The sequence below is a fragment of the Streptomyces sp. NBC_00285 genome (assembly GCF_036174265.1).
Lineage (GTDB): Bacteria > Actinomycetota > Actinomycetes > Streptomycetales > Streptomycetaceae > Streptomyces.
Window position 1 is genome coordinate 10141167 of the sequence record NZ_CP108055.1, and the last position, 26858, is coordinate 10168024.

Annotated in this window: 19 protein-coding genes and 4 pseudogenes; 11 read left to right on the forward strand and 12 right to left on the reverse strand. The window is 69.0% G+C overall.

Annotated elements, in window-relative coordinates; translation table 11 throughout:
- Positions 1-43: 43 nt before the first annotated feature.
- The 5 genes and pseudogenes from OHT57_RS46360 (at position 44) to OHT57_RS46380 (ending at position 5650) form a co-directional block, all read left to right on the forward strand.
- Complete coding sequence (locus OHT57_RS46360; protein ID WP_443053654.1) at positions 44-2344, forward strand: glycoside hydrolase family 3 N-terminal domain-containing protein; 2301 nt, start codon at positions 44-46, stop codon at positions 2342-2344.
- A 102-nt stretch (positions 2345-2446) separates the two neighbouring features.
- Positions 2447-3898: a glycoside hydrolase family 32 protein gene (locus OHT57_RS46365; RefSeq protein WP_328752995.1), complete on the forward strand. Its 1452-nt coding sequence runs from the start codon at positions 2447-2449 to the stop codon at positions 3896-3898.
- 437 nt (positions 3899-4335) lie between these two features.
- Positions 4336-4656, forward strand: coding sequence for a transposase (locus OHT57_RS47650; protein WP_443053576.1), 321 nt, complete (start codon positions 4336-4338; stop codon positions 4654-4656).
- 125 nt (positions 4657-4781) lie between these two features.
- A pseudogene (tnpA, locus tag OHT57_RS46375) lies at positions 4782-5048 on the forward strand (IS200/IS605 family transposase); the annotation flags it as partial.
- A gap of 407 nt (positions 5049-5455) precedes the next feature.
- Positions 5456-5650 (forward strand): hypothetical protein, encoded by a 195-nt coding sequence (locus OHT57_RS46380; RefSeq protein ID WP_328753552.1) that lies wholly within the window; start codon positions 5456-5458, stop codon positions 5648-5650.
- 330 nt (positions 5651-5980) lie between these two features.
- Here OHT57_RS46380 and OHT57_RS46390 read toward each other — a convergent pair whose 3' ends face one another.
- A complete protein-coding gene (locus OHT57_RS46390; RefSeq protein WP_328752997.1) occupies positions 5981-6394 on the reverse strand; it encodes a peptidase inhibitor family I36 protein in 414 nt (137 codons plus the stop codon).
- A 370-nt stretch (positions 6395-6764) separates the two neighbouring features.
- Between OHT57_RS46390 and OHT57_RS46395 the strand changes: the two are divergent.
- Positions 6765-7091 (forward strand): annotated as a pseudogene (locus tag OHT57_RS46395) (hemolysin III family protein); the annotation flags it as partial.
- Between the two features lie 187 nt (positions 7092-7278).
- On the opposite strand, the gene OHT57_RS46400 reads toward OHT57_RS46395, so the two are convergent.
- The 4 genes and pseudogenes from OHT57_RS46400 to OHT57_RS46415 form a co-directional block, all read right to left on the reverse strand.
- Complete coding sequence (locus OHT57_RS46400) at positions 7279-8037, reverse strand: class I SAM-dependent methyltransferase (RefSeq protein ID WP_328752998.1); 759 nt, start codon at positions 8035-8037, stop codon at positions 7279-7281.
- Positions 8038-8203: 166 nt separating this feature from the next.
- Positions 8204-8382: pseudogene (locus tag OHT57_RS46405) on the reverse strand (IS21-like element helper ATPase IstB); the annotation flags it as partial.
- Between the two features lie 1291 nt (positions 8383-9673).
- Positions 9674-10606, reverse strand: a complete 933-nt coding sequence (locus tag OHT57_RS46410) for an aldo/keto reductase (RefSeq protein ID WP_328752999.1) — start codon at positions 10604-10606, stop codon at positions 9674-9676.
- A gap of 395 nt (positions 10607-11001) precedes the next feature.
- Positions 11002-11775, reverse strand: a complete 774-nt coding sequence (locus tag OHT57_RS46415; protein WP_328753000.1) for a maleylpyruvate isomerase family mycothiol-dependent enzyme — start codon at positions 11773-11775, stop codon at positions 11002-11004.
- A 433-nt stretch (positions 11776-12208) separates the two neighbouring features.
- On the opposite strand from OHT57_RS46415, the gene OHT57_RS46420 reads away from it, so the two are divergent.
- Positions 12209-12358, forward strand: a complete 150-nt coding sequence (locus tag OHT57_RS46420) for a hypothetical protein (protein ID WP_328753001.1) — start codon at positions 12209-12211, stop codon at positions 12356-12358.
- A 240-nt stretch (positions 12359-12598) separates the two neighbouring features.
- On the opposite strand, the gene OHT57_RS47655 is transcribed toward OHT57_RS46420, so the two are convergent.
- Positions 12599-13090: a transposase gene (locus tag OHT57_RS47655; RefSeq protein WP_443053578.1), complete on the reverse strand. Its 492-nt coding sequence runs from the start codon at positions 13088-13090 to the stop codon at positions 12599-12601.
- 65 nt (positions 13091-13155) lie between these two features.
- On the opposite strand from OHT57_RS47655, the gene OHT57_RS46425 reads away from it, so the two are divergent.
- Positions 13156-14109: a Ppx/GppA phosphatase family protein gene (locus tag OHT57_RS46425; RefSeq protein WP_328753002.1), complete on the forward strand. Its 954-nt coding sequence runs from the start codon at positions 13156-13158 to the stop codon at positions 14107-14109.
- A 584-nt stretch (positions 14110-14693) separates the two neighbouring features.
- On the opposite strand, the gene OHT57_RS46430 is transcribed toward OHT57_RS46425, so the two are convergent.
- The 3 genes from OHT57_RS46430 to tnpA (OHT57_RS46440) all read right to left on the reverse strand — a co-directional run bounded on the left by OHT57_RS46430 (position 14694) and on the right by tnpA (OHT57_RS46440) (position 17315).
- Positions 14694-15314 (reverse strand): TetR-like C-terminal domain-containing protein, encoded by a 621-nt coding sequence (locus tag OHT57_RS46430; RefSeq protein ID WP_328753003.1) that lies wholly within the window; start codon positions 15312-15314, stop codon positions 14694-14696.
- On the reverse strand, positions 15307-16143 hold the full coding sequence (locus tag OHT57_RS46435) for an alpha/beta fold hydrolase (RefSeq protein ID WP_328753004.1): 837 nt from the start codon (positions 16141-16143) through the stop codon (positions 15307-15309). The genes OHT57_RS46430 and OHT57_RS46435 overlap by 8 nt, the downstream gene beginning before the upstream one ends.
- Positions 16144-16886: 743 nt before the next feature.
- Positions 16887-17315, reverse strand: coding sequence for an IS200/IS605 family transposase (gene tnpA / locus OHT57_RS46440; protein WP_328753005.1), 429 nt, complete (start codon positions 17313-17315; stop codon positions 16887-16889).
- Positions 17316-17367: 52 nt separating this feature from the next.
- Here tnpA (OHT57_RS46440) and OHT57_RS46445 point away from each other — a divergent pair, with 52 nt between their 5' ends.
- Positions 17368-18582: an RNA-guided endonuclease InsQ/TnpB family protein gene (locus OHT57_RS46445; protein ID WP_328753006.1), complete on the forward strand. Its 1215-nt coding sequence runs from the start codon at positions 17368-17370 to the stop codon at positions 18580-18582.
- 680 nt (positions 18583-19262) lie between these two features.
- Positions 19263-19880 (forward strand): annotated as a pseudogene (locus OHT57_RS46450) (L,D-transpeptidase); the annotation flags it as partial.
- A gap of 43 nt (positions 19881-19923) precedes the next feature.
- Here the strand turns inward: OHT57_RS46450 and OHT57_RS46455 are convergent.
- Entirely contained in the window at positions 19924-21117 is a 1194-nt protein-coding gene (locus tag OHT57_RS46455; RefSeq protein ID WP_328753007.1) for a Dyp-type peroxidase, read from the reverse strand.
- Positions 21118-21183: 66 nt separating this feature from the next.
- On the opposite strand from OHT57_RS46455, the gene OHT57_RS46460 reads away from it, so the two are divergent.
- Entirely contained in the window at positions 21184-22527 is a 1344-nt protein-coding gene (locus tag OHT57_RS46460) for a right-handed parallel beta-helix repeat-containing protein (RefSeq protein ID WP_328753008.1), read from the forward strand.
- 73 nt (positions 22528-22600) lie between these two features.
- Here OHT57_RS46460 and OHT57_RS46465 read toward each other — a convergent pair whose 3' ends face one another.
- On the reverse strand, positions 22601-23374 hold the full coding sequence (locus OHT57_RS46465; RefSeq protein ID WP_328753009.1) for a hypothetical protein: 774 nt from the start codon (positions 23372-23374) through the stop codon (positions 22601-22603).
- 166 nt (positions 23375-23540) lie between these two features.
- Positions 23541-26576 (reverse strand): SdrD B-like domain-containing protein, encoded by a 3036-nt coding sequence (locus OHT57_RS46470; RefSeq protein WP_328753010.1) that lies wholly within the window; start codon positions 26574-26576, stop codon positions 23541-23543.
- Positions 26577-26858 lie beyond the last annotated feature (282 nt).

Below are 26858 nucleotides of genomic sequence, written 5' to 3' on the forward strand. Positions count from 1 at the left end.
GTCACCTCTCTTACCTGTGACGACTCATGACTTGGAGAACATAGTGGGACACCCGGTCCACTCTGCCGCGTACCTGGACCCGGACGCGTCCGTGGAAACGAGAACCGAGGACCTGCTGTCCCGGATGACCTTGCAGGAGAAGGTCGGGCAGCTGCTGATGCTCGACGCCCAACACGGGGACCTCGAGGACATCGTGTCGGCCAAGCTGGCCGGGTCCGTCCTGCACGTGACACCGGCTCGGATGCGGGAGGCCATGGAACGGGCCCGGCGGACACGGCTCGGTATTCCGCTGCTGACAGCCGACGACTGCATCCACGGCCACTCCTTCTGGCCGGGCGCGACCATCTTTCCCACACAGCTCGGCATGGCCTGCACCTGGGATCCCTCTCTGGTCCACCGGGTCGCCCGTGCGTCCGCGACCGAAATCGCGACGACCGGCATCCACGGGACGTTCTCCCCGGTGCTGTGCATCACCCGGGACCTGCGCTGGGGCCGGATCAACGAGACGTTCGGCGAGGACCCCTTCCTGATCGGTGAACTGGGCGCGGCGATGGTGCGCGGCTACCAGGGTGAGGGCCTCAGCGACCCGACCGCCGTGCTGGCGTACGCCAAGCACTTCGCGGGCTACTCCGAAACTCTGGGCGGACGCGACGCGAGCGAAGCGGATCTCAGCCCCCGCAAGCTGCGCTCGTGGTTCCTGCCCCCGTTCGAGCAAGCCGTTCGGGCCGGCTGCCGCGGCTTCATGCTCGGATACCAGTCGATCGACGGTGTGCCCATCACCGCGAACGAGTGGCTCATCAACGGCGTACTCAAGGGCGAGTGGGGCTTCACCGGCACGCTGGTGACCGACTGGGACAACGTCGGCCGGATGGTCTACGACCAGCGCACCTGCTCCGACTACGCCGAGGCGGCCGCGGTCGCCGTCAACTCCGGCAACGACCTCATCATGGCCACACCGCAGTTCTTCGAGGGCGCCCAGGAGGCGGTCGCCCGCGGCCTGGTCGAGGAGAAACACATCGAGGACGCGGTACGGCGGGTTCTGCGGCTGAAGTTCGAACTCGGGCTCTTCGAGGACCCCCGCGTCCCCGACCTCGAACGGCAGGCGCAGGTGATCGGCTGCCGCGCACACACCGACCTGAATCTCGAGACCGCCCGGCGTTCGCTGGTGCTGCTGCGCAACGAGGGGATCCTGCCCCTCGACGGCGGGCTGACCGCGGACGCAACTGGCCGCGCCGCAGGCCAGGGCACACCGCGGACGATCGCGGTCATCGGCCCCAACGCCGACAGCCCGCAAGACATGCTCGGCGACTGGGCGGGCGCCACTGGCCAGGTGCCGTGGATGTCCGAAGGACATCCACGGGAGTTGGTGGAGACAGTGCTGGACGGCGTGCGCGCCGTCGTCCCGGCCGACTGGACCGTCACGCATGTCCGCGGAGCCGACGTCGAAAGCCCCGCCTTCGACCCCGACCAGTGGGTCGCCGGGCCCGACGGCCAGCCGCAGCCGCCCGTTTTCACCCCCGCCCCGGTCGACGAGGCGCAGCTTAGGGAGGCCACCGCCGCGGCAGAGGCCGCCGACTACGCCGTCGTGGTCGTGGGGGACACCATCGCCCTGACGGGCGAGGTGCGCTCCACGGCCACTCTCGACCTGCAAGGGGGCCAGATCGCGCTGCTGGACGCGGTCGCCGCCACCGGCACCCCCGTGATCGTGGTAATGGTCCAGTCCAAGCCGAGTGCCCTGCCAGAGTCGGCACTGAACGCGGCAGCGGTCATCGAGGCATTCAACCCGGGCATGCGCGGCGGCCGCGCCATCGCCGAACTTCTCCTCGGACTGATCGAACCCAGCGGCCGGCTCCCGGTCTCCTTCGCGCGCCATGTCGGACAGCAACCGGTCTTCTACAACCAGGTGCGCGGCCAGCACGGCGACCGCTACGCGGATCTCACCCAGGACCCGCTGTTCGCGTTCGGCGAGGGTCTCAGCTACACCACCATCACCTACTCCGACCTTGTCGTGCGGGAGGAGGACGTCGCCGGTGATGGCACCGTCGACGCCACGGTGCGGCTCACCAACAGCGGCAACCGCCCGGCCCTGGAGACGGTCCAGGCGTATGTCAGCGACCTGACGACCAGCGTCACCTGGGCCGAGCAGGAACTGAAGGGGTTCACCCAGGTCGAAGTCCCTCCCGGCAAAAGCGTGGAGGTAACCATCAGCATCCCTGCCTCGCGGTGCTCACTCGTCACGGCCGACAACCGGCGCGTGGTCGAACCAGGCGAGTTCGCCCTTCGCGTCGGCCCCAGCTCACGGCGTGAGCGGCAGCTGAGCGCGGGCTTCCGCATCCGGACCTGAATACCGCCCACGGGCCTGCAGACCCCCGCCCGCCTGCCCGCTGCCCCCGCCGACCCGAGGGCAGGCGGGCGGGCCCCCTCTGTGCCATACGAAAGGCAGCGTGTGTCCACCACACCCCGCGATCCACACCATCCCGTGGCCCACCTGCGGCCGCCCCGCAACTGGATCAACGACCCCAACGGGCTGGTCTTCCACGACGGCCACTTTCACGTCTCCTACCAGTACAACCCGTACGGAGCGACCCACGCGAACATGCACTGGGGCCACTTCCGCAGCCCCGACCTGCTCACCTGGGAGCCGCTGCCGATCGCGCTGTCCCCAACCCCCGGTGGCGTGGACGCCGACGGCTGCTTCTCCGGCAACGCCGTCTCCGAAGGCGACCGGCTCATCGCCTTCTACTCCGCGCACCGCGAGGACCGCTCGCCTCAGCACCAGCCGGTCACCTGCGCCGTCTCCCACGACGACGGCCGGACCTTTCGCCCGCGGGGCGAACTGCTCATCACCGAACTGCCCGACGGCTGCACCATGTACCGCGACCCGTACGTCTGGCAGGAAGACGACGCCTGGCGGATGCTGGTCGGCGCCGCCCTCGCAGACGGCCGCGCCACCGTCCTCCTGTACGAGTCGCCCGACCTGGAGAACTGGAACTACCGAGGGCCCTTCGCCACCCGTCACCCGGAGCCCATCGGCGGCACCGAGCAGCTCACCGGCGAGGGATGGGAGTGCCCCCAATACCTCCCGGCAGCCGGCGGACTCAGCGCCCTCATCTTCAGCACCTGGAGCGAACCCACCGGCCCGATGCGCGTCGCAGCCCTGATCGGCGAAGAGTACGACGATCAGTTCAAGGGGGGCTCACCGGTGTGGGTGGACCACGGCCCCGACTGCTACGCACCCGCTCTGATGCGTGCACCGGGCGGCAGATGGCTGCTGTGGGGCTGGTCATGGGAAGCCCGCGACGAATCCTGGGCCATCAAAGACGGATGGGCCGGCGTTCTCACCCTGCCCCGTGAGATCTACGTCGACGACGACAGCATGCTGCACCAGCAGCCCGCCGCCGAACTGCTCGCCCTGCGCGGCGAGCACACCGTTCACGCCACAGGCGAGACACACGGGCCGCAGCCGGCGGATCTCGGCAGCGTGGGCCGAGCCTTCGACCTGACGGCCCGCCTGGAGCCCACCGCAGACGCCGCTCTGCGCCTGCTCACCGACCCGGACGGCTCGGAATACCTCGACATCCGCCTCGATACCGAGGCGGGCGAACTGGTCGTCGACCGCGAGCACGCCTCCCTGGACACCCGGGCTCACGGCGGCTCTTACCGGATGCCTTGCCCCACCGATCGGCCCGTCGACCTGCGCGTGGTCGTCGACCACTCCATCGCCGAAATCTTCCTTACCACCACCGGTCAGGTTCTCACCCTGCGCTTCTACCCCACAGGGCATGGCCCGTGGCGACTTCAGGCCCGCACCGCGCCGGGTATGCGCCTCGGCTACGCGATCGACGCATGGGAGCTGCACCCGCTCGTGATCAAGGTGCCGAGCACCGGCGCCGCGTAGCTGGCACTGACGCCGACGGCGTCGCTTTGGAGTCGACTCGGAGCCGCAGCGGCGTCCTAGTCAGCTGGCCCAACTGAACACAAGTACTTGACAGGGAATGTGAAGTCGGCGGCCGCCGCCTGGATCCGTGACCGGGACCTGCAGGCCGACTTCGAGTTCGTCCAGCCGGGCCGGGTGCCGATCGGCTCGGTGGTGGACATCCGGTTCCCGCACGGCGGGCTGCGCGTGCATTTGGACCAGGCGGTGGCGCCCGCGTGGGATCAGGACGGTCACGAGCCGGTGCTCGGGATGTCGGTGCCGGTGGACCGGGACACGCTGATCGACCGCTGGTATGTCCATCGCATCCGCCTCGACAGCGACGGCACCGCCCGCCGGTCCGCATCCACCTGCTCGAAGCCCTGGAGCACACCACCGGCCTGGTCCTGGCCCAGCTGGACGTGGGGGAGACGAACGAGATCACCTGCTTCAAGCCGCTGCTGGAGACCATGGCCGACCTGGCCGGGGTGGTCGTCACCAGCGACGCCATGCACGCCCAACGCGAGGACGCCGACTACCTTCCCGGCCGTGATGCCCACTACATCGTGATCGTCAAGGGCAACCCGAAGAAGCTCCGCAAGCAGCTCAGATCCCTTCCGTGGGCAGAGATCCCGCTGCCGGGCCGCGTGCGGGGCATCGGCCACGGACGCTCGGAGATCCGACGGACCAAGGTGGTCACGGTCAACAGCCTGCTCTTCCCCGGAGCCCATAGGACTTCTTGAGTCCGGTGCCCCCAGGACGGGGGTGTCGGTGGTGGTGCGGTACGGGTTCATCGGGCGGCCTCCACGGTGACGAGGGCACACAGGACGAAGCACAGTCCGGCGAGTGCCGCCAGGACCACTTGTGCTTCGGCGCGGAGCTGCGGGAGTTCAACGGCGAAGGCGATCACGTCCACCTGCTCGTGCACTACCCGCCGAAAATCGCCCTGTCCAAGCTCGTCAACTCCCTCAAGGGCGTCAGCTCCCGATATCTGCGCGCGAAGTACACCGGCCGGATCAACCAGATCGGCACCGGATCCGTGTTCTGGTCCCCGTCCTACTTTGCGGGGTCCTGCGGCGGCGCACCCCTGAGCATCGTCAAGGACTACATCGAGAACCAGAAACGCCCAGCCTGACTGGCCGTCACCCCGAGGAGCAGGGATCTCCGGCGCTACGCGCCTCCGGGCCGAGGATCGCATTCCCGCCCGGCCTGAAGGCCGGGATTCCCTGCGAAGAACAAGCGATGGACTGGCTGTCCCCATGTCGGAGGTGGCCCTCATCGCCGTGGGAATCCACCTCGGCGAGATCCGAGCAACCGCGCCCCCCGTCAGCGGTCCACCACCTGTGCCGGCTGACGACTTCTGGGAAGAAGATCGTAGAAGTCAGCGTGTATGCCCCCACGGGCAGCCTACGAGTCGAATCCCTCGAACACGGGCCGGTCGGCGGACTGCCTTCCCTCAGCCCAGCGGGACCAGGATGGTATCGGCTCCGCGTTCACGCGCGAGGCCGGAGCATCTCCCAGGACAAGACCAGCTTTGAACCGGTGGAGGACTACCTCCTCGTGGCCTGGCCCGCACCGCAGGCCGACGCGGACATCGTGCGCGCCGGCGAGCGCATGGAGCAGGACCTCGCTCACGCGGACAGAGCCCCCAAGCCGCAACCGGCCTCTCCCGCACGGAGCAGTGGACAGGAGATGCTCCGACAGCGCCTCCTGCGGGCAAAAGGACGCACGGAGTGACGCCTCATTAGTCCTCGCTGCCGGAGGTACGGTCGTCGACACCCGCGCCCGCCTCGGCTACACCGCGCCGATCGGGTCGACGGACCAGGACCGCATCCAGCGAGCCGCCACCGACGCTCGCCGGCCAAAGCGCCAGCACCTGGTAGCCCGCTGAACCCCCGGCTGCGCGCCGGGGGTCGCCGTTCCGCTGCCCGGGCTACGACTGCTCTCCCAGCCGGGCCCAGGTGTGGGTGAACCCGCATCGGCGACGGTGGGGCGGATCCCCCTTGACGGCCCCGCCCCCACCGGGCGCTCAGCCCGTGCGGTGCTCACCCTCTCCGGTGTCCGGACTCAGCAGCTGGCGAGCCACTTGTGGGACAGCACCTTGAGGCCCGGGCCACCGCTGACACCAGGTCCCTTCACGCCCTGTCCTATGCAGCCGAGATACCCCGAGTAGCCCGCTCCGGAATAGAGGCCGACCCCCTCGTACGAGGAAGAAGTCCCGTGGTTGTAGACCGACTTGACGTTGCGGTCGTCGGCCCATGAACACTTCACGGTCCCGCTGGTCCAGTCGCTGTCGGCGTTGCTCCAACTGCAGCGGTTTCCCGTGTAGTTGATCTGGTCCCAGACGCACAGGCTCCCGGAAGGGCAGTCACTCGCGGCGGCTTCGGCCGAACTCGGTGCCAACAGGCCCAGAGCCGCCACCGTGGCGGCGACGACGGTCGCGCTCAGAGTCCTGCGGACTGTGCGTGTTGTGACGTTCATTCATGGTCCTCTCCTGTGAGTGATCCTTCCGGCGGAGAACACATCCCGGGCTGGCCCCTCGGCGGTGCGTGCACCGGTTTCGGCAGCTACGAGCAGGTCCGGGAGGTGTATCCGGCGGCGCGGTCGGTGCCACTCGGATTCGTCCTGATTCGAGCGGTCGAACATCAGATTCGGACTGGCATCTTCTTGGCCTGGCGGAACCTTGGCAGAACCCCGGCGTCGGCGACACGCTCTTGCACCTGAGCGCAAATGTGCAGCTCTCGGGGGAGGAATCGCGTGCTCCGTATTCACTTGCTGAGGTCGACCTCGCTCGTGTCCGCGTCGCCGCCGAGCCGGAGCCAATGCGGGAGGTGCTCTCGACGCTTCATCGGTGACGGTGGTGCGGGCGGGCGCGCTGGCCGGAATCGCCTTCCGCATGCTGTGGACCGGGGCTCCCCGGTGGCTGTACACCCCGTGTTACATCGCGCTGGGCTGGGTGGCCGTCTTCAACCTGCCCGACTTCGCGCGCACCGGCGGCACCGCGGTCGTCGTACTCGTCGTAGCAGGCGGTCTGCTCTACACCGCAGGCGCTGTCGTCTACGAGCTCAAGCGCCCGGACCCCTCACCGGACTGGTTCGGCTTCCACGAGGTCTTCCACGCCCTGACCATCGCCGCCTTCACCGCGAACTGCACCGCCATCCAACTCGCAGCCACCTGACGGTGTTACGTCGCGCGCACAAGTCGGTCCCGGTGGTGAAGTGTGACCTGTCCGGGTACCGGTGATCAAGTGGCTCGGAAATGTCGATGAGAACTGACAACGCTCAGGGCCTCACGGTTCCGCAGCCCTGTGGATGTTCTGAGGTGACCTTGGTGGCGGCGAGGTGTCTGTGGGCGCTGGGTTCCGTTCAGGTGTGGGTGGTGGCTGATCGCACGACGGTCAGGCCGCACAGGTATGGCTCGTCGAGCTCGCCTTCGGGGAAGATCCGAACCAGTGCGGTGCGGTTCATGTCGAGGAGTTCGGCCCGCTTGATGGGGTCCATGACCGCGAAGTGCGAGTGGGTGGCGAGGTATCTGGTGTGCTCCTCGACGGTGATCCGGCGCGACCACGGGATCTCGCGGGTAACCACGTGGACCGGGAACGAGGCGAGCAGCTTGGCCACGGTTGACGGGTAGTTGCGGGTGAAGGGCGCGAGTCGGGCATCCTCCGCCGCGACCCACGGGATGCGGACGTCGGCCTGGTTCCACCACAGGGCCAGCACGCCGTGCGGGCGTAGCACACGCAGGGCTTCGGGGACGGAGCGGGCCGGGTCGGTCCAGTGCCAGGCTTGAGCGTAGGTGATCACGTCGAAACTGCCGGCGGCGAATGGCAGGCAGTTTCCCTCGCCCCGTACCAGCGGGATCTCCGGCTCGGCCGCGCGCAGTTCGGCCGCCATACCAGCGCCCGGCTCCAGGGCGACGACGTGGGCGCCTCGTTCGCGCATCAGCCGAGTGGCGATGCCGGTGCCGGCTCCGCAGTCCAGCACGTCGGTGCCGGCCAGCGGTCGGCCGGCGAGTTCCTCAATGGCGTCGAAGAGGGCCGGCGGATAGTCCGGCCGGGTGGCAGCGTACTGAGTGGCAACAGTGTCGAAGGACAGGGCGCGGGCTTGGTTCGCGTGGGATGCCATGCCCGTGATCTTTCCGGGTGCGGAGAGAAGTTGTCAGCAGTGCACGGCGAGATCCGCGTCCAGCGCAACTTGTTGACCGGGCCCCTGATGAGAGGCCATCACATCCAGCCCGGCCCCGGACCAGTGAATGCGGTCGTCATGACGGCGAGCATGATGCCGATGGACGTCAGCCCTTCGTGGTGCCCTGTGCCTGGGCTGCCCTGGTGCTGGCGAGTCGGCAGGACTCGGTACCGGTCTCGATGATGTTCCCGCCGAAGGTGAGGCGGTCGACGATGGCCACGCAGAGTCGCGGATCGGTGAACGTCCTGGTCACCCGCCGAAGGACTCCTCCGGGGCTCCGGCCACACCGACTCCAACGCCGCTTTGACCGTGCGCAATCCGACACCGTGCTCGCGCATCAAAGCCCGGTAGGACATTGCCGCCCGGGCATCACGGCGGATCGCCGCGTACAGATCGACCTTGGACTTCGGTGGCGCCAGCGCACCCTCATCCCGCAGAGCACCCCCAGGCTCCCACCGAAAGCCCTCGGGCGTTGCCAGAGCTCAGCAACACTGCCCTCCGGGAAAACCGGGCGTTCCCGGCTCTGAGCAACAAGCGGTGTCAGCTCCCACGTACAAAACCACCCGTCCGGTGGCTCCGGTGATGCCGCTGATCACTGAGGACGGCTTCATCCCGGTGTCCTCCAATGCCTTCTCCAGCCGTTGGGCCTCCCGTCCCCGGGCCGTGATCACCTCGGTGCGACACCGCGTCAGATCACGCAGCTGGCGAATCTCGCGTCGGGGCATGAACGAGCCCATCACCATCCCCGACGCGTCGGCCCGGGCCAGGAACGCTGCGGGCTGGGAGGTGGCGCTGCCGGGTTTTGGAGCGTCGGGAGCGGAGGAGGAGGCCGCTGGGCCGGTGGCCCCGGACGGAGTGACGCCGCCGTCTGCGCTGTCCGCACCGCCCTCACCGGGCTGGCATCCCGCCTCCGCCAGCGCTGCCGAAGCCACGAGGACCGCCATCGCCGAACCGCGCATTCCGTTGACGTACCGCATGCTGTCCTCTTGGGTTCGAGTTGTCCGGAGCGCGGCTTCTCGCCGCCCCCTCGAACCAGACAGACCCCTGGAGCTGGTAGTTCTCCCGCATTCCGTCTGTGACCCATCGTTGACGAAACGCGTGTCGAGCGCGAAGACGCCCGTGCGAAACAGAGCCGCTCGTTCTTCTCCATCGTCTTGGGGACGAAACGGAGCCGAGACGCGAGGCACCTCCAGTTCAAGGAGTCGTTCACTCCCGACCCGCCTTCGAACGATCCGAAGGTGGAGGTCACGCAGGTCCTCGGCGCAGGTGCAAAGGTCCGGCAGGAGGGAACAGGTCGGCAGTGCCCGTCCGGCTGCCGCCGAGAGGCCGCGTCTACGGGGATGCCGCCCGCCGTTTGAACGCCCGGCCTCCGACTCGCGGTGCCGGTCGGCGCGATCACGGCGTACGGCGCAACGGCCTCAGCCGACGTTGAAGTCGAGGTTGTCACGTACCGGCGCCTCGGCCACTGGATCAGGCGGCGATGCACGGAGGGCATCTTCTGGCGGCGCCCACACCCCGAGTCGTAGACGGCGTCACGAGAAGTGCGAGCGGAATGGTCATCGGGACAAGGCAGAGGCTAGGGCACCTTGTATCCGGCGGCGCGGAACAGTTCGTACCATTCGGATCGGCTGAGAGGGATGTCGGAACCGAGCGCGGCGGCCGTGACGCGTTCCGGCGTGGTCGTGCCGAGCACGACCTGCATCTGTGCGGGGTGGCGCGTGATCCAAGCGACCGCGATCGCCTCGGCCGGTACGCCGTATTTGTCGCTCAGCCGGTCGATCACCGCGTTCAGCTCGGGGAAGCGTTCGGAACCGAGGAACGGGCCGTCGAAGAATCCGGCCTGGAAAGGCGACCACGCCTGGATGGTGATGTCGTGCAGACGGCAGTAGTCGACGACTCCGTCATCGCGTACGACCGACTGATCGAGGTCCTGCATATTCGCTGCGACGCCCTGCGCGATCATCGGGGCGTGAGTGATCGACAGCTGAAGCTGGTTCGCCACGATGGGTTGCGTCACGTGCTTGCGCAGCAGGTCGAGCTGTCGGGGGGTCTGGTTGGAGACGCCGAAGGCCCGTACCTTGCCCGCCGCCGACAGCTCGTCGAAGGCGCGGGCCACATCCTCCGGCTCGACCAGAGCATCGGGACGGTGCAGCAGCAGGATGTCGAGATAGTCCGTGTTCAGTGCCTGGAGTGAACCGTTCACGGACTCGATGATGTGGTCGTAGGAGAAGTCGAAGTAAGGCCCGTCCTTGACGATGCCGGCCTTCGTCTGGATGACGAACTGCTCACGCTCTGACGAGCTGAGTTTCATGGCTTCAGCGAACCGACGCTCGCAGCCGTGGTCGTCCGAGCCGTAGACGTCGGCGTGATCGAGGAAGGTGATGCCGGCGTCGCGCGCAGTGTTCACGAGTGTGCGCACCGCCTGGTCGGTCATGTCCTGGATGCGCATCAGTCCAAGGACGACGTTGGGAACCACCATGTCGGTGCCGGGCAGGGTGAAGGTCTTCATGTGGCTCTTTCGCTGTGACGTGAACGTTTCGGACGGAACGAAGTGCGAACTGGTCAGCCGTGAGGTCGACGACCGTTCCTCCTCCCGGACGCCTTGGCGAGTGCGCGGTGCGACGTCGCGTGCTCACTCTAGAAAGCACCGATCTAGAAATCCAACAACTTGTGGTTCTGGTATTGAGAACCGAGGGATGTGAATAAATTCGTCATAGCGGGCGCGAAGGGTACGGGCCAGGACCGTTGTCGACGTCAGTCGCCTCAGCGGTCTCCTGCTCCAGCTCGACCGTGGAGGGGCGGACATGACCATCGACGACAGAGCCGATCTGGCGCAGATCATCGCCCGAGTTGGCAACTTCGCAGATCGCCAGCGCGCTCTCGAGGTGTGGTCTCCTCGCTCGTCTATGGCGCTGTGAAGAGCAGCGGGAAGCGCAGGCCCAGCCACGGTTTGCGGCCCCAGACGACGACCTTGGCGCGGGCCATGGCGGCGGGGGCGGTCCAGCGGCCCAGGGCGAGGAGGAGGAAGGCGACGGGGTCGATGGCGATCGTGCAGTCAGGCCGCCCGGGCGGGGCATCGGTGACCGTGGGCACGCCGTCCGCGAAGGTGACGGCGAAGCGGTCGCGGCCGATCCGCAACAGATAGCACGCATGGTGGTCGGCCGCGCCGGCGTTCACTACACGTGGCATGGCCAGTCGCATGAAGGGCAGCGTGAACGCGACCACTTCCCGGTTGACCATGTGGGGCCCGCGCAGCGCGACCGCGATGTCGTAGCCGTGTCCGAGCAGGTGCGTGAGCAGATACGAGCCCAGGGTGGCCATGTTCATCGGCCCCATCGGCGTCAGCACCGCCTCCCGGGGACTGCGACCGGCCGCGGCCGCGACGAAGGCCCGGGCCCCGTCCGCGATCTCCGCGCCGAGGACCGCCGGATCCCGCTGCGGGAAGACGGCCAGAGCCGCGCGGTTGGCCGCCGCGAGGCCGCTCGGCGTCCCATTGCCGTAGGGGCGGTCCTCGCCCGACCCGATGTCCGCCAGCAGCTTCCCTGCCAGCGCCAGGTGCGCCGCCGCCTCTCCCACCGTCCACTCCGCGCCCCGCAGCGGCGTGTGCGGGTCGGCCCCTGCCTGCAGCAGCTCCGCGATCCGGTCGGCAGTGGCGATAATGGCATCCTCGGGTGTCATGAACGCGATCGTGTCGGCGCTCGGGCTTGCTGTCCAGCGCCCCGTCGGTCCCGCTCCCGCCTGTACCTGAAGAACCACTTACCGGGGTGCGGCATTCATGATCGGGTTCCGGCATTGAAGGGGCCGTCCCGGTCAGGGACGAACTGCACGGCTTCCTCGCGAGAAGGGCGCCTTGGCGAGGCGATCACGCGGGAGTTCCGTGCTGCAGCGTCGGCCAGGGCAATCGCCCGGGCCGTTGGGTGAACCGCCGCCCCGCCCGTGCCGGTCGGCACCAAGACGTTGCCCAGCAGGTGGCTGCGTTGCACCGTGGGCAGGGTCCGGCGAAGGCGGACGAGACGTCGGTCAGTCGGTCGGCCGCTGCCCGTAGGCAGAGGCGCCAGACCCGCCCTCACTGTCAGTCGAGGGGATCGCCTACCAGGTCCTGCGGATCGCCATGGTGGCCGCCATCGAATCAGCACCCGGTCTTGATCCAGACCGGGCGAACTTCACCACCGCCCTGGAGACCGCCCGGAACCTCCTGATCACCGGCCGCGGTGTCGTCCCGACCTCGGACGATATCGACCTGGTCGGCGACATCGACTGAGCAGTCCTGGCCGATCTGCTCCCGCCCCGGCGACTGCGCACCAACATCCGCAAGGTCAAGTGCCCGATCTCCCGCTACCCTGCCCGCCCCACCGACGCCAGGCCGCTGACCAGCCAGGTCATCACCGACATTGCCATCACGCTCTACGCGGCGCACGACATCCCGCCGCAGCCTCCGATCCGCCATCGCCGTTCCTGGAGCCAGGGCGACCACCCACCGACATCCACCCCGCCTCAGGCATCAGCGACCTCCGGCCGCCAGCACCGCGTGCTCACCATCCTCGCCACCGAGCCCGACCGGGCCTGGCACGGCCGGGAGCTCGCACGCATGCTGGACATCACCAGCCTGAACAGCTTCTGCGTGCAACTGTCCCCATGGGCAAGCGCTGGCATCATCCGCAAGACGGGACGCCCGCAGTACACCCTCACAGACCTCGCTCCATGCCCTTGACCAGGGCAGAAACGGCTTAACTTCGCGGCATCGGGTGCGGAGGCGGCCACAGGCTCGGCGGGTGGTGACACAGCGTGTGCGTAGCCGCTGGTTCGTTGCGTTGCGGAAGCCGAAGGGAGCGCGGGCGACGAGTTTGATCACGCGGTTGATGCCCTCGCTTTTGGCGTTGCTATGTCCTGAATTGGTGGGTGGAACAAGCCCCGGGCGGCGGGCCGGGGCGGAGGGTGCGCGCGTGGTGACGATATGCTTACACGCTGGCCCGGAATCCAGGCGTGTCCTCATCGAGGGGTGCCGGACGTCGGAAAGGAACCGGCCGGGTCGAGTGCGGGACCAGGGGAGGCGATGGGATGCGGCAGGCAGGGGTGCTCGATGTCGGGTGCCACAGTGCTCTGCTGACGGTGGTACAGCGGCGTCCGGGTGCGGTGCTGGAGCCGGTCTTCTCCCGCAAGGTCCGGCTGAGCCTGCACGAGACCCTCGACCGCAAGGGCCGTCTGGACAAGGCCGGCATGAAGAGTGTCGAGCGGGCGGTGGCCGAGGCCGTCGCCGCCGATCCGCGTCCGCGTGGACCGGAGGTTTTCGCGTTCGCGACCTCCGTCATCCGGGACGCACCCAACCGCGACGAGGTCATCGCGCGCGTGGCCCGCGCCACCGGCACCCGCCTGCGCGTGCTGCCCGGCGAAGAGGAAGCGCGGCTGGCCTATGTGGCCGCCCGCCAGTGGGCGGGTCCGACGGCCGGGCAGTTGCTAGTCCTGGACATCGGCGGTGGCACCGTGGAGATCGCCTCCGGCACCGGGGACCAGCCCCGCGTCGTGCACTCGCTGCCGCTGGGCGCCCGCAGGATCACCCGTGACTGGCTTCCCGGCAGCACAGTGCCGTCCCGACGATCCCTGGCAGAGATCCTTCAGCACCTCCGCCGGTCCCTCGACGACGTCCCCGACCTGCCGCAAGCGGAGCCGGGAGTGCGGGTGCTGGCCTGTTCCAAGACTTTCGAGCAACTTGCCCGGCTTGCCGCTGCCCTGAGCAGGACACCCCGCACACGACGGCGGCTGACCCTGCCCCGACTGCACACGGCAGTCTCCTTGCTGGCCGACGCGGCACCGTCCCGCCGGGCCAAGCTGCCGGGTATTTCCCGGCATCGTGCCGAGCAGTCCCTGGCCGGAGCCCTGATCGCCCAGGCACTCATGGAAGCCTGCGGAGCCAGGAGCGTCGAGATCTGCCCCTGGTCCACCAGAGAAGGGCTCCTGCTCGAACACCTCGGCGTGGCACCCACCCCGGTCGGCCGCCCCCGCCGCGTCGGCTGAGCCCGGCGGACCCGGTCTCCCGAAGACTTTCCCAAGCGAGGCATCCGCCTCCTGGAGGTCATCCCGGCCGCGACCATGACTCCGGTACAAGGGAAGGTGTGCAGCTGACGATCGACATGCAGACCGACATTTACGAGCAGGCGATCGCGGCCGTGCAGGCCGCCTACGGCCTCAACCCTGCTGCCGTGGCGGGCAGTTGGCCCGATGCCCCGGCCGAGCCCGGAAGGCCTGAGCAGGGAGGACCTGAGGCAGGGCTGGACGGAGCGGATGCTGTTCGACACCATCGCCACCGTGGTGCCTGGTGCCTGCCGGAGCCCCCGACGCCGTCCAGGTCGCCGACTTGTGGCACCTCTGGCACAACCTTGCCGAGGCCGTGACGTCCCTGGTCAGCAAGCACAGTTCCTGCCTTCGCGAACCGGCCCCCGCCCCGGACTCGCCCCCTGAAATCCTGCACCCGCCGCGCTCCCACGCGGGCCGGCTGGCCGAGCGGGTCCAGCAGCACCACACCGCCGTGCACGACCTGATCGGCCAGTCCACCGGTGCTCGGTGGGGCAGGGGAATGGCGTGGAGCGCAAGCACGACGGTCAGAGCGTCACGTCCGGCGCGGTCGTGCGGGAGGGGGCGCTGCGGGTGCTGGTGGCCGTGGCCTCCTGCAGGCCGTGGTCGATGAAGTCGATCATCCAGGTGAAGCTGTCGTCGATGTCGGTGGCGAACTGGAACCCGCCGGCTGCTTCCAGGGATGCGTATCCGTGCAGGACGGTGCGGAGCATCCGCAGCGCGTGGATCTGCTGGTCGGGGTCGATGTGGTAGCCGTGGAGCATGGCGGCCCAGGAGTCGACCACCCGGTTGAGGGCGTCGATGAGGGGGTCGTCGGGTCCGGTCGGGCGGGCGGCGTTGGCTGCGGAGTATCGGCCGTGGTGGTCCTTGACGAACGTCCGCATCGCCTGTGCGCCGCGGGTCAGGGCTTCGGTGCCGGACCGGCCCTGGATGGCGTCGCGGATGGCGTCGGCGCACTGGTTCATGGCCAGGATGGCGATGCGGTGGGCGAGATCGGTCTGGCCGGTGACGTGTTTGTACAGCGAGGGGGTTTTGACTCCGAGCCGTTCGGCGACCAGGCCCATGCCGAGCTGGTCGAACCCGACCTCGTCGACCAGGGCAGCGGCAGCTTCGGTGACCGCTGCGGCGGTGAGTCCGGCCCTAGGCACGGCCGGCCGCCTTGGCCAGGAACGGCAGGGCCAGCGCGAGGACCTGGTCGGGAGTCTGGGCGTGCGGGTAGTGGCCGGCGCCGTCGATCACGGCCAGCTCGCCGAGGCCGGCGGGCAGGTCGGCGATGATCTTCTCCCCTTCGGCGCGGGGGTCGGCCCAGTCGGGGTCCAGGCTGCCTTCGACGATCAGGACCGGGCAGGTGACGTGGGCGAGCTGGGTGCCGGCGTCGGTGGGCTTGGACTTGCACATGGCCTGCAGGGCCTTCATCCGGCCGGGCTCACTCAGCGTGGCCTCTATGCGGGCCAGTTCGCTGGTCCAGTCGGCGGGCTTGGCCGGGTAGGCCACGTCGAGGTACTTCTTCCAGTCCGCCAGGCGTCCCAGGACGATGAACATTGCCAGCCGCGTGTACCCGGTCCGGAAGCGCTTGACCCGGATCAGCCCGCCCAGGTCGACCGGCTGCGCACGGGTGAACGGAGCCAGCTCGATCACTCCGCTGATCACGTCGGGCGCAGTGGCGGCCGCGATGGTCGCGGCGCCGCCGCTGATCGACTGCCCGATGATCACGGCCGGGCCGCCGAGGTGACGCACGACGGCGACCAGATCTCCGGCGATGTCGGTGCGGCTGTAACCGTCCCAGCCGAGGCTGGACTCACCGCACCCGCGGATGTCGACGTTCGCGACCCGGTAACCGGCGGCCACCAGGCCGGGAACGAGGAAGCGGTAGGAGTGCCGGCTGTCGCCGATACCGTGCGCCAGCACGACCAGAGGACCTTCCCCGGTCACGTCGAAGGCGATGGTGTCCTTGCCGATCCTCAGGTGCTCGGTCATGCCGTCCTCCATCAAAATGGCTAATTTCATTAGCTATAGACTAGCCACATTAGCTATGAGGGTCAACGCCTCACCCAGCCGCGCTCGATCGGGGGCCGAGCCCGGAGCGATGGGCTGCCGCACGGCGTAGTGCTGGTTTCCGCGAGAACTACTGGGACCCTCATCACCGCAACGTTCCAGGTCGGAGTGCCCACGCACCTCACATTCCTACAGCCCGTGCTGCTCAGGACATGATCGGGTCGCTCTGGCTGCGGTGCGGGTGCGCGGCGTGGATGTACTTCATGGCGGTGCGGAGAGAGACCGAAGAGGTGGATGAGGTGGAGGGGGTCGTCAGTGTGCTGGGCCTCGTTGAGGATGCGGTCCACACGCAGGCGGCCCGCCTGGTGGCCGTGGGCGCGCAGGGGCTTGTTGATCGCCTGGATCGCCACCGGGGGCTGGGTGTCGTCGGTGGACCTTGGAGTGCGGGGCCCATCCGCCCTGCTTGGCGATGGCGATCTGGTCGTGACCCTTGAGCCGCGCGGACGTCGCGAGCCCGCGGTGCGGGGAGTGTCCGGTGAACCGGATCTCGATTGCGGCGCGTTCGCCGGCGCGGGTGACGATGTCGCCGATGGACTTGGGCTGCAGCCCGCTCTCCATCGCTTGTTCTTCGCAGGGGATCCCGGCCTTCAGGCCGGGCGGGAATGCGATCCTCGGCCCGGAGGCGCGTAGCGCCGGAGATCCCTGCTCCTCGGGGTGGCGGTCAGTCAGGCTGGGCGTTTCTGGTTCTCGATGTAGTCCTTGACGATGCTCAGGGGTGCGCCGCCGCAGGACCCCGCAAAGTAGGACGGGGACCAGAACACGGATCCGGTGCCGATCTGGTTGATCCGGCCGGTGTACTCCGCGCGCAGATATCGGGAGCTGACGCCCTTGAGGGAGTTGACGAGCTTGGACAGGGCGATTTTCGGCGGGTAGTGCACGAGCAGGTGGACGTGATCGCCTTCGCCGTTGAACTCCCGGAGTTTCGCGCCGAAGCTCTCGCACACGTCCCGCATGATCGCTTCGCAGCGCGTCAGCATGTCGTCGTTGAAGATCTCACGCCGGTATTTAGTGACGAACACCAAGTGGGCGTGAAGGTTGAAAACGACATGATTTCCTCGTCTGACATCAGGATCTGGTTCCCAGCGCGGTGACATACACCAAGTGTAGTAGGATCAAGCGAACTCGACCGGAAGGGGGTGGGCCGAGATGATCCGTGCGTACAAGTTCCTCCTGCGGCCCACCGTCCGTCAGGCGCAGGCACTGTCCGAGATGCTGCGGGATCACTGCTCCCTTTATAACGGGGCCTTGCAGGAGCGGCGTGACGCCTGGCGGCATCCGTCGAAGACAACCGTCAGGTACGGGATGCAGTCCGCGCAGCTCAAGGAGATCCGGGCGTTCGACCCGGAGTGTCAGGGCCGCTGGTCGTTCAGTTCGCAGCAGGCAACCCTGCGCCGTCTCGACAAGGCGTTCGCCGCGTTCTTCCGCCGGGTCACCTCCGGTGGCACCCCGGGATATCCGCGTTTTCGCGGGGTGAACTGGTTCGATACGGTGGACTTCCCCAAGGACGGGGACGGCTGCCGGTGGGATTCCGCCCCGCACGACCGGGTCACCCGGGTCCGCTTCCAGGGCGTCGGGCATGTGAAGGTCAACCAGCACCGTGCCGTGGCCGGCAAGGTCAAGACCGTCTCGGTCAAGCGCGAGGGCCGTCGCTGGTTCGTCGTACTGGCCGCCGAACAGGACCAGCCGCAGCCGCTGCCCGCGACCGGCTCCGTGGTCGGCATCGACCTGGGCATCGCGAACTTCCTCGCCGACTCCAACGGCGCTTTCGTGCCCAACCCGCGCCACGGCCGCCGCGCGGCCGAAAAGCTCGAAGCCGCGCAGCAGGCCCTGTCCCGGTTCCCGCGCCGCAAGGCCTCAGACCGCACCGCAGGCCACCGGCGCGCGGTGGACAAGGTTGCCCAGCTCCACGCCAAGGTACGGCGTCAGAGGCTCGACCACGCCCACAAGACCGCGCTCGGTCTGGTCCGCGCACACGATGTGATCGCGCACGAAGACCTCACGATCCGCAACATGACCAAGGTCCCCGCACCCAGGCCCGACCCTGACCGGCCGGGTACCTTCCTGCCCAACGGGGCCGCCGCCAAAGCCGGGCTCAACAAGTCGATCGCCGATGCCGGATGGGGGGTGTTCCTGACGATCCTGCACGCCAAGGCTGAAAGCGCCGGACGGGAAGTGATCGCCGTGGACCCCCGCAACACCTCCCGCACCTGCCCCGAATGCGGGCACACCGCGAAGGAGAATCGGCCCACACAGGAAAAGTTCCACTGCGTCTCGTGCGGCCACCACGCCCACGCCGACACCGTGGCAGCCACCAACGTATTACGGGCCGGGCTGGTCCGTCGCAACGCCAACCCGGCGTAACGAGAAGCCCCCGGCTTCAGCCGGGGGAGGAGTCACGACGGTGTGCCCGTGGTTGTGGAGGCGGCGCCAGGCGTAGCGGTCCGGGTGGGTGAGACCGGCGGCGTTCTTCCATGCGGTCCACGCGCGGACGGGGCAGATGGAGGGGCGGCTGTTGTAGGGGACGGGCACGATGCGGGGGCGGACTGTGGGGGCGCGCAGGTCGGCGGTGAGTCCGTCGGGGGTGTTGGCGTAGTCGCGGACGCGGTTGAAGGCGCCCTGGTTCTGCCCGCCTTGGCGACGGCTGTCCTGTGTGCCTGGATGTTGCTCTTGCTGGCGTTTCTTGCTTCGGGTCCCGTTGGTGATGGTGTTCGCGGTGATCGGTGGGAGAGGGTGGGGCGACCTGGGGGGGGCGGGGCGGTCTGTGCACTCGTTTGGGCTAGGTGTTCTGTGGGTGTTGCGGGGGTTGAGTGGTGGGTTCGTCGTGGTTGGTTGCGTGGTTGCCGGGGGATTTTTCGGGGCGCGTGGCGCATGGCGGTGTGTCGGGTGTGTCTGGTGTGAGCGGACGGGTCCTGTCGATTTGGCGTATCTGTGGGGGAGGTGGGTCGGTCTGTTGAGGAGGCGTTGTGGCGAGTGGGCGAGTGGCGATGTCGGTGGTGGTCGTGGGGTTGTTCCTGGAGGCACTGGTGCCGAGGGGAGTCGCCATGGCCGACGCGCCCACTTCTGCCCTCGCATCCGTGGCGTGCACTGCCGGCACCGGTCCCTATCAGCAGGAGCTGGAGGAGTATCTGAAGCTGCCCGCGGACGGGCAGCAGGCGTCCGGCGACTGTGAGGCGATCCGCGCCTTCCAGAGCCGCAACGCAGTGTGGCCTGCCGATGGTTACGCGGGCCTGGTGACCTACCGCACGATGCTCGTGGTTGAGGCCCGCCCCAACCCGAACGCCGCCGGGAAGTGCCCGGTGCGCACCTACCGCGTCGCCTGTGTCGATCTGACCCGGCAGTTGATGTGGGTTCAGAGGGGGAGCCGGGTGGTGTACGCGCCTGTGCCCGTCCGCTCGGGGCGTGACGGCTATGAGACCCGTACCGGCTGGTTCACCGTCTACTGGCGCGACCTCGACCACTACTCCGACCTGTATGACAATGCGCCGATGCCGTACTCCCAGTTCTTCAGCGACGGCCAGGCCTTCCACGGCACCCCCGGCGACCTGTTCTCCGGCGGCTCCCACGGCTGCGTCAACCTGCGCCTCGACGACGCCCAGCGGCTGTGGAACACCCTCGCCGAGGACGACGCCGTGTACGTGTGGGGCGTGAAGCCGGGTACGGAACGCAAGGTGCCGCCCCGGCCGACCAAGCCCGAGGACCTGGTCACGCCAGCAGACGTGCCCCCAGATCCTCACCCGCAAGGGCGCCCGGAAGGACGTACGCCACCGCCGAACCCCGGTGCTCGGTGAAGCGGCTCAGCTCGTCCGTCGCCGTCATCCGGTGCTGGACACGCGCGAACAGCGCCGGATCCCGCATGAAGGCGAGGAACAACAGGCCCCGGTCGTCCGGCCCGGAGTCGTAGCTGTAGCCCCGGCGCAGTATCCGCGCGCCGGCGTCCAGCCGGGGACTGGCCGCCCGTACATGGGACCCCAGCGGGATCACGTACCGGCCCTGCGGTGTCTTCGCGAAGATGTCAACGTCGTCGTGCTCGTGGTGGCGTCCCAGCGGCGCCCCGCTCGCCCGGTGCCGCCCGATGATCCGCTCCTGCCGCTGCGTACTGAGCCGCGCGAACCCGGCCACATCGATGTGGACACGGCGCACGACGAGGAACGTGGCGTCGTCGGACCACACCCAGCGCTCGCACTCCTCGGGTGACGGTTGCTCCGTGCCGTCCTTGAAGCCGATCAGGTTGCGCGGTGTCCGCCCGGCCGGGGTCGGCGGCAGGAACCCGGTCTGCCGCCAACGCGGACGCAGGGTGTCGCCCGCCAGCCGGGTCAGCGCGCTCGCGGCGGCCGTCGTGACGCGCGGATCGTCGGCGCAGAGCTGGACCAGCAGATCACCGCCGCCGTACGCGGGGTCGAGCCGGTCGTCGGGGAACGGCGGCAGTTCGCGCAGCGCGGGCGGCGCGGCGACGCGCAGGAGCCGGGGGAGGCGGGGACCGATCGCCACGGTCGCGGTGAGCCGGGACTTCGCGGCGCCCCCGATCTCCGTGATGTCCTTCGCCTGTGCGGGACTTGGCGGCGGGCTTTCACCGTCGAGGGCCTGCGCCAGGGCCCGCGTCCACCGCCCGAACACCTCCCGCAGTGCCCGCACGCCGCCCGCTGCCCGTAGCGCCGGGGCGAGGTCGTACGCCAGGACGAGCGCGGCCATCTGCTGAGGTGTCGTCACGCCGGCCTGGCGCGGGCCCCGGAAACCGAACGCCGGCGGGCCCGCGCCGGCGGGACGGGAACGTGCGTGGTCGGCGCATGCGGAGGTGGAGGCGGTGAGGGCACCGAGGGCTGCGGCGCGGGTCAGAACGTCCCGGCGGGCGGGGGCCGACGCGCCGTCGGGCGTGGGAAAAGCGGCATGTGCTGTCATAAGAGTGAAAGGGACGATACATCTTCGATCGTGCCAAACATTCTTTTTACGCGAATCGGACGGACCGTGTCCCGGCGAACCATCGCCCGGGGCCTGCTCGTCGCCGTCTGTCTCCTCACCGGCGCCAGTGCCTGTACGGCCTTTTCGCCCGAGGGCTCCGGCGGGGCCGCGCCGGCCTCGGTCGTGCGGGTGCCGCAGGACACCGACTCCCTTCAGGAGGCGGTCGACCGGGTCGGTGAGGGCGGTCTCGTCCTGGTGTCACCCGGCGTCTACCGGCAGAGCGTGACCGTCTCGAAGGCGCGGGTGGTGCTGCGCGGCCTCGACCGCTCCCGGGTGGTCGTCGACGGGGAGTTCGAGCGCGCCAACGGCATCACCGTGACCGGCGCGGGCTCCGTCGTGGAGAACCTGACCGTCCGCAATAACCTCGCCAACGGTCTCCTGTTCACCGGCGTCACCGACCAGGCCGCTCTGGAGGCGGGCCGTGCCGGCGGCTCGGCGTACGACCCCCTCGACACCGTCAAATTCCCCCCGCTGAAGGGCTTCCGGGCCTCTTACGTCACCGCGTACAACAACGCGCTGTACGGCATCTACGCCTTCGATGCCCGAAGCGGGATCATCGAGCACTCCTACGCCTCCGGACACGCCGACTCCGGGATCTACGTCGGCCAGTGCCGTCCCTGCGACACGGTCGTGCAGCACAACACCGTCGAGCACAACGCGGTGGGCCTGGAAGTCACCAACGCCTCCGAACGCCTCTATCTGCTGGGCAACCGGGCGAGCCGCAACCGGGTCGGCCTGACCCTCAACTCCAACGACCTGGAGGCGCTCGGCCCGCAGCACGGCGCCGTCATCGCGGGCAACACGCTCACCGACAACAACGACGACGCCAGTCCCGAGCAGGCTGATGGCGGCTTCGGCATCGGCATCGGCGCGGGCGGCGGGCGCGCCAACGTCATCGAGCGAAACCTGATCAGCGGCAACAGGGCGGCCGGGGTGCTGCTGAGCGACGTACAGGGCTATCCGGCGCGCGCCAACACCGTGCGCGCCAACCGGGTCACCGCCAACGGCACCGATCTGGTCCTGGCCACCGGCACCCCGGCCGGCAACTGCTTCACCGGCAACGGGGAGTCGCTCACCAGCCCGGCGCGCCTGCCGCGCGAGACACACTGCGCAAAGGGCACCCGGGGCGCTGCAGGGCAGGAGCCGGACACCGGGCTGGTCCGCGACCCCCTGGGCCACCCGACCCCCGTCCAGGCACCCCCCGGCCTCTCCTTCCAGGACGTACCGGCACCGCCGAGCCAGCGGTCAATGCCGCAGGCCACTACGACTGCGGCACACCCGGCGGTAGACCTACCGGGCAAGGTGAGCTGGAGCGAGTTCAAGCTGCCGGGCGCGAAGGGCGCCCTTTAGGGGCGCGAGGCTGTACCGATGTGCGGCTGCGCCGCGTGGGCGCGACAAGCCACAACCCACCCGCACCCGCCACTCACCGCTCTCCCCATGGCGCGCCCGGCAGAACAACCCCCCGCACCCGAACCCCACCCAGATCCATGGTGATCCTCCGGCCCCCACCGAGATCCACCCGAACACGCCGCATACCCCCCTGCTCGTCGATCCAGTACGACAGCGGAGAACGCTCACCACGAGACCCGGCCGGCGACGCGGACGCGTTGGGCCGGGGCCGCGGCCCCGAGAAGACGTCGTAGCGCCGACCGTCCACGCGCTCGTCGCGCAACCGCAACGGGCCCGACTGCGCGAGCAGCTGCGCGTTGTCGGGCCGGTCGGCGCCCAGCGACAGGGCCAGTTTCAGGGCGGTGTCGAGCGGCGCGGCGCCGAACGCGCGGCGTGTCCACGCCGTCGCCTTCAGGTGTCCCGCCGCGCGCAGCGCACTCTCGACGGGAGCCGTGGGGGACGCCCCGTCGGCGACCGCCAGCCCGCTCTGGTCCCAGGCGAGCAGTCCGCCGTCCGGACGTCCGGCGCCTGTCACCTCGTACCACCCGACGGCCCGGTGTCTGCGATGGTCGACGACGGCGCGTACCACGGCGGTGCCGTCGCCCGACGGCGCGTGGACGGTGATCTCCGAGGGGCTGATCCGGTACGTGCGGAAGCGTGCCAGGGCCAGGCGCTGGGCCTCCTCGACGGAGAGGGGCCGGGGGCCGGAATCGCCGCCGCCGGTGAGCAGGAGGCCGGAGCAGGCCGCCGCCGCGGCAAGGACGCCCAGCGCCCACCAGGCCCGCCTCACCCTGCGCGTCCTCGGCATCCTCGGAGTCCTCGGCGTTCTGGGTGTCTTCTCGGTCGTGCCACTCGTGATGCGTCGCATGGAATGTCTCTACATGCGGGCGGGCCGCGTACCGGTCGACACCGGTACGCGGCCCGCCCCGCGTCACCCTCCCGGGTGCGCGGCCATCACTCCACCAGGCAGGGCGTCAGCACTTCTTGCCCTTGCACGGCTCACCTCGCTTGTTGGCGATCTTCACGATCAGCCCTTCGCTGCCCGTGCCGTTGGCCAGGGTCAGCCGGTAGGGGCCAAAGACCGGGTTGTCCGGCAGGACGTAGCCCTCGGGGACGTCCTTCTCCACGAGGTAGTACGTGCCGATCCGGTTGCCGTCGAAGGAGCACATGCCCGTCCGGCCGCTGACACAGTCGCCGACCATCCGGTCCTTGTGGGCGCCGCCCCGCTGGAGGCCGGAGGTGCCGTTGCTGTCGAGCCACAGCTGGAAGACCGCGCCGCGCAGCGGCTCGCCGGTCTTCTTGTCGGTCTTGACGACCGTCAGCGCCAAGTCCTCGACCAGGCCCGCGTCGAGGGTGAGGTCCTGACGGTTGCCCGGGCCGAGGGTGACGACGGGGGAGCAGCCGGTGGTCGGGACGATGACCGAGTCGTCACCCTTGCCGCCCGCGTTCTGCTTGGTCCAGGCGTAGCCGGCCGGCTTCACGAAGCAGACCTTGTACTTGCCGTCGGCCAGCTTGTCGAAGAGGTATTTGCCGCCCTCGTCGGTCTTGACGGTCTTCAGCAGGTCGCCGTTGTCGTTGTACAGGTTGACGGTGACGTTCGGCGCCGGGGGCTCGCCGTGGTCCTGGATGCCGTTGCCGTTGGTGTCGTACCAGACGTAGTCGCCCAGCTTGTTGACCGGGCCGACCAGGCCTGCGTCGACCGTGTGGTTGACGTAGCCGGGGTCGCCGACGCTGACCGTGGTCCGGCCCGCCGAGTCGACGTTCGAGTCGAGCGCGCGGTCGGAACCGGCCGCCTGCTGGGTCCACTTCAGCTCGGCGAGCGTCGGGGAGCCGGGCAGCGTCGCCGGGTTGATGCCGCTGTAGTCGAAGGTGGCCGCGTACGCCGTGTTCGGCTTCAGGCCCTCCTCCGTGCCCAGGTAGTACTCGCCGTTCGCGTCGGTCGTGGCGGTCAGCGGCGGCCCGGTCGGCGGACTCAGCGTGACGACGACGCCCGCGACGGGCGGCTCGGACGGGTCCTGGATGCCGTTGCCGTTCGAGTCGTACCAGACCCGGTTGCCGATCTGGACGGGCGCCTGGTCGCAGACGAGCTCCAGGTCGGCGAGACCGTTGGCCTTGCCGAACAGGTTCTGGGGGAGGGGGGTGGAGGTGTCATAGGTGGGCTGCACCAGGAGGTTGCCCTCGATCGCTCCGCTGTCCGCGGTCCAGCTGCGGACGCCCTGCTCGTAGGCGTTGATCGGGTCGTAGACCGTGCCCCACAACTTGTCGCGGTTCGGCTGGAGTGCCGTGGCGCCCTGGCCGACCTGGTCGTGGACCGCGTCATTGAGGACCGTGGAGTCGTTGTAGAACTCGCCGCCGCCCGGGCCCTCGGTGTTGTCCGCAAGATTGCCTTTCAGCGAACCGCAGGAGCCGTTGTTCTCCAGCGTGTACGTCGTCCCGGACTTGCAGGCGCGCAGCACGTCGCCGGCGGCGATGCCGGTGACCAGCGGCTCCGTCGCGCTGTTGTACGCGTACGTGTAGGTCCCCGTCATGTCGCCGAAGCGGTCGCGGTAGCCCAGCACCAGGTCGCCGTTGTCGGCGATCTCGATGTTGGACAGCATCGGCTGCGGCGCGGAGATGAAGGAGTGCTCCTCCCGAGCCGGCACGCGCTCGTTCCAGGCCTCCCACATGCCGCTCATGCGCTGGCCGACCGTGGAGGGCTTGGTGCAGCGGAAGTTGGTGGCCGGATCACCGGTGAACCGGTAGGCGCAGCCGCGGGGGTAGTCCAGCGCGTGCGTGAAGATCTCGCTGAACGCGCCGTTCTTGAACTCGTAGACGTGCGCGCTCAGTTGCCCCGGGTTGCCCCACGCGAGGTCCGAGGTGACGGTCGTCTCGGCGCCGCACACCCCGCCGACCAGGACGCGCTTGCCGCGCACGCCGATGCCGTACGGGTGCCACTGGCCGACACAGGCCTGCGGCCTCGGGATGTCGTACGACGTCTGCGTGCCGGGCGTGACGGAGTCGCCGGAGCCCGTGATGGCCACGCTGTACAGCTTGGAGTCGCTGAGGTTGACCGCGTACAGCGTCTTGCCGTCGCCGGAGACGTCGACGTCTCCGATGCCCTCGCGGCCGACCTTGCTGTAGACGGCGTTGTCGTGCAGCAGGTTGTCGGTGGTCTCGTGCGCGGTGAGCGTGCCGGGCAGCGTGACGAAGGTGTCGACGGCGTTCTCGGTGCCGAACTGACGGTAGATCGTGTTGGTGGCGCCCGCCGGGCCGTAGGCCGTGTGCCGCTTGACCAGCGTGCCCATGTACTTGTTGCCGGTGCGGTCCACGCCGATGCCGAACACGGCCTGCTGCTTCGTGTTGTCGGTCAGCTGGGTGACGCCCCCGGAGGTGTTACCGGTGAAGCCCCCGCCGAAGGACACCAGGCCCTTGTACGTGTCGGGGGCATCCCCCTTGGCGAGGTTGCAGGTGACCAGGGTCGGGTTCTCCTGGCAGTACAGGCTGGGATCCCAGAAACCCGTGGTGTACGTGACGTCCGTACCACCGGAGACGTCGACGAAGCCGACGCTGCTGCGGATGACGTCGGCGCCCGCGCCCAGGCCCGCGACGGCGGGGGAGAGGTTGTCGGGGTCCGGGTTGGCGACCTGGACGCGGTACTTGCCGCCCGTGAGCTCGGTCGTGGCCGCGAAGGTGGCGGTGCCGTTGGCCCCGGTCGTCGCGTTCCGGACCTGGCCGGCGTCGTCCGTCAGGGTGACCCTGACGCCGGCGAGGCCCGGTTCCAGCACGCTGTCGTACGCGCCGTCCGCGTCCACCTCGGTGACGACCCGCACGGTCAGGGTGCCGTCACTGGGAGCGGCGGCCCGTGCGGTTGCGGCGAGCGGGCCGAGCCCGGTGACCGCGAGGGCCGGTGAACCGGTCGCGATCAGCGCGAGGCTCAGACCGGTCAGACCGGCGAGCCGTCTCCGCCGTCCGGGCGGAGTGTCGTGCAGGCGCCGGCGCGAGGCGGCGGTACCTGGTTCTGCTCTGAACACTGTGTCCTCGTCTCGTGGAGCGAACACCCCCATCGAGCTATGTATGGGATCAATGAAGAAGATCGAATCGGCCCGTTCGGAGGAGAAGACGGATTATCGGACCGGCCGGGTGGGGCCATCAGGGTGGTGGCGGACGCTGCCGTGGTGATCTCGCGGGTGCATATGGGGTCCGTCAAGAGCGGGTGAGCGGCCCTATGGAAGCCGTCAACAGGGGCGGATCCGGCCCCGGAGGCGCTGAGCACGCACTGTCCGAACCGATCCACACCTCACATCTCGCCACGA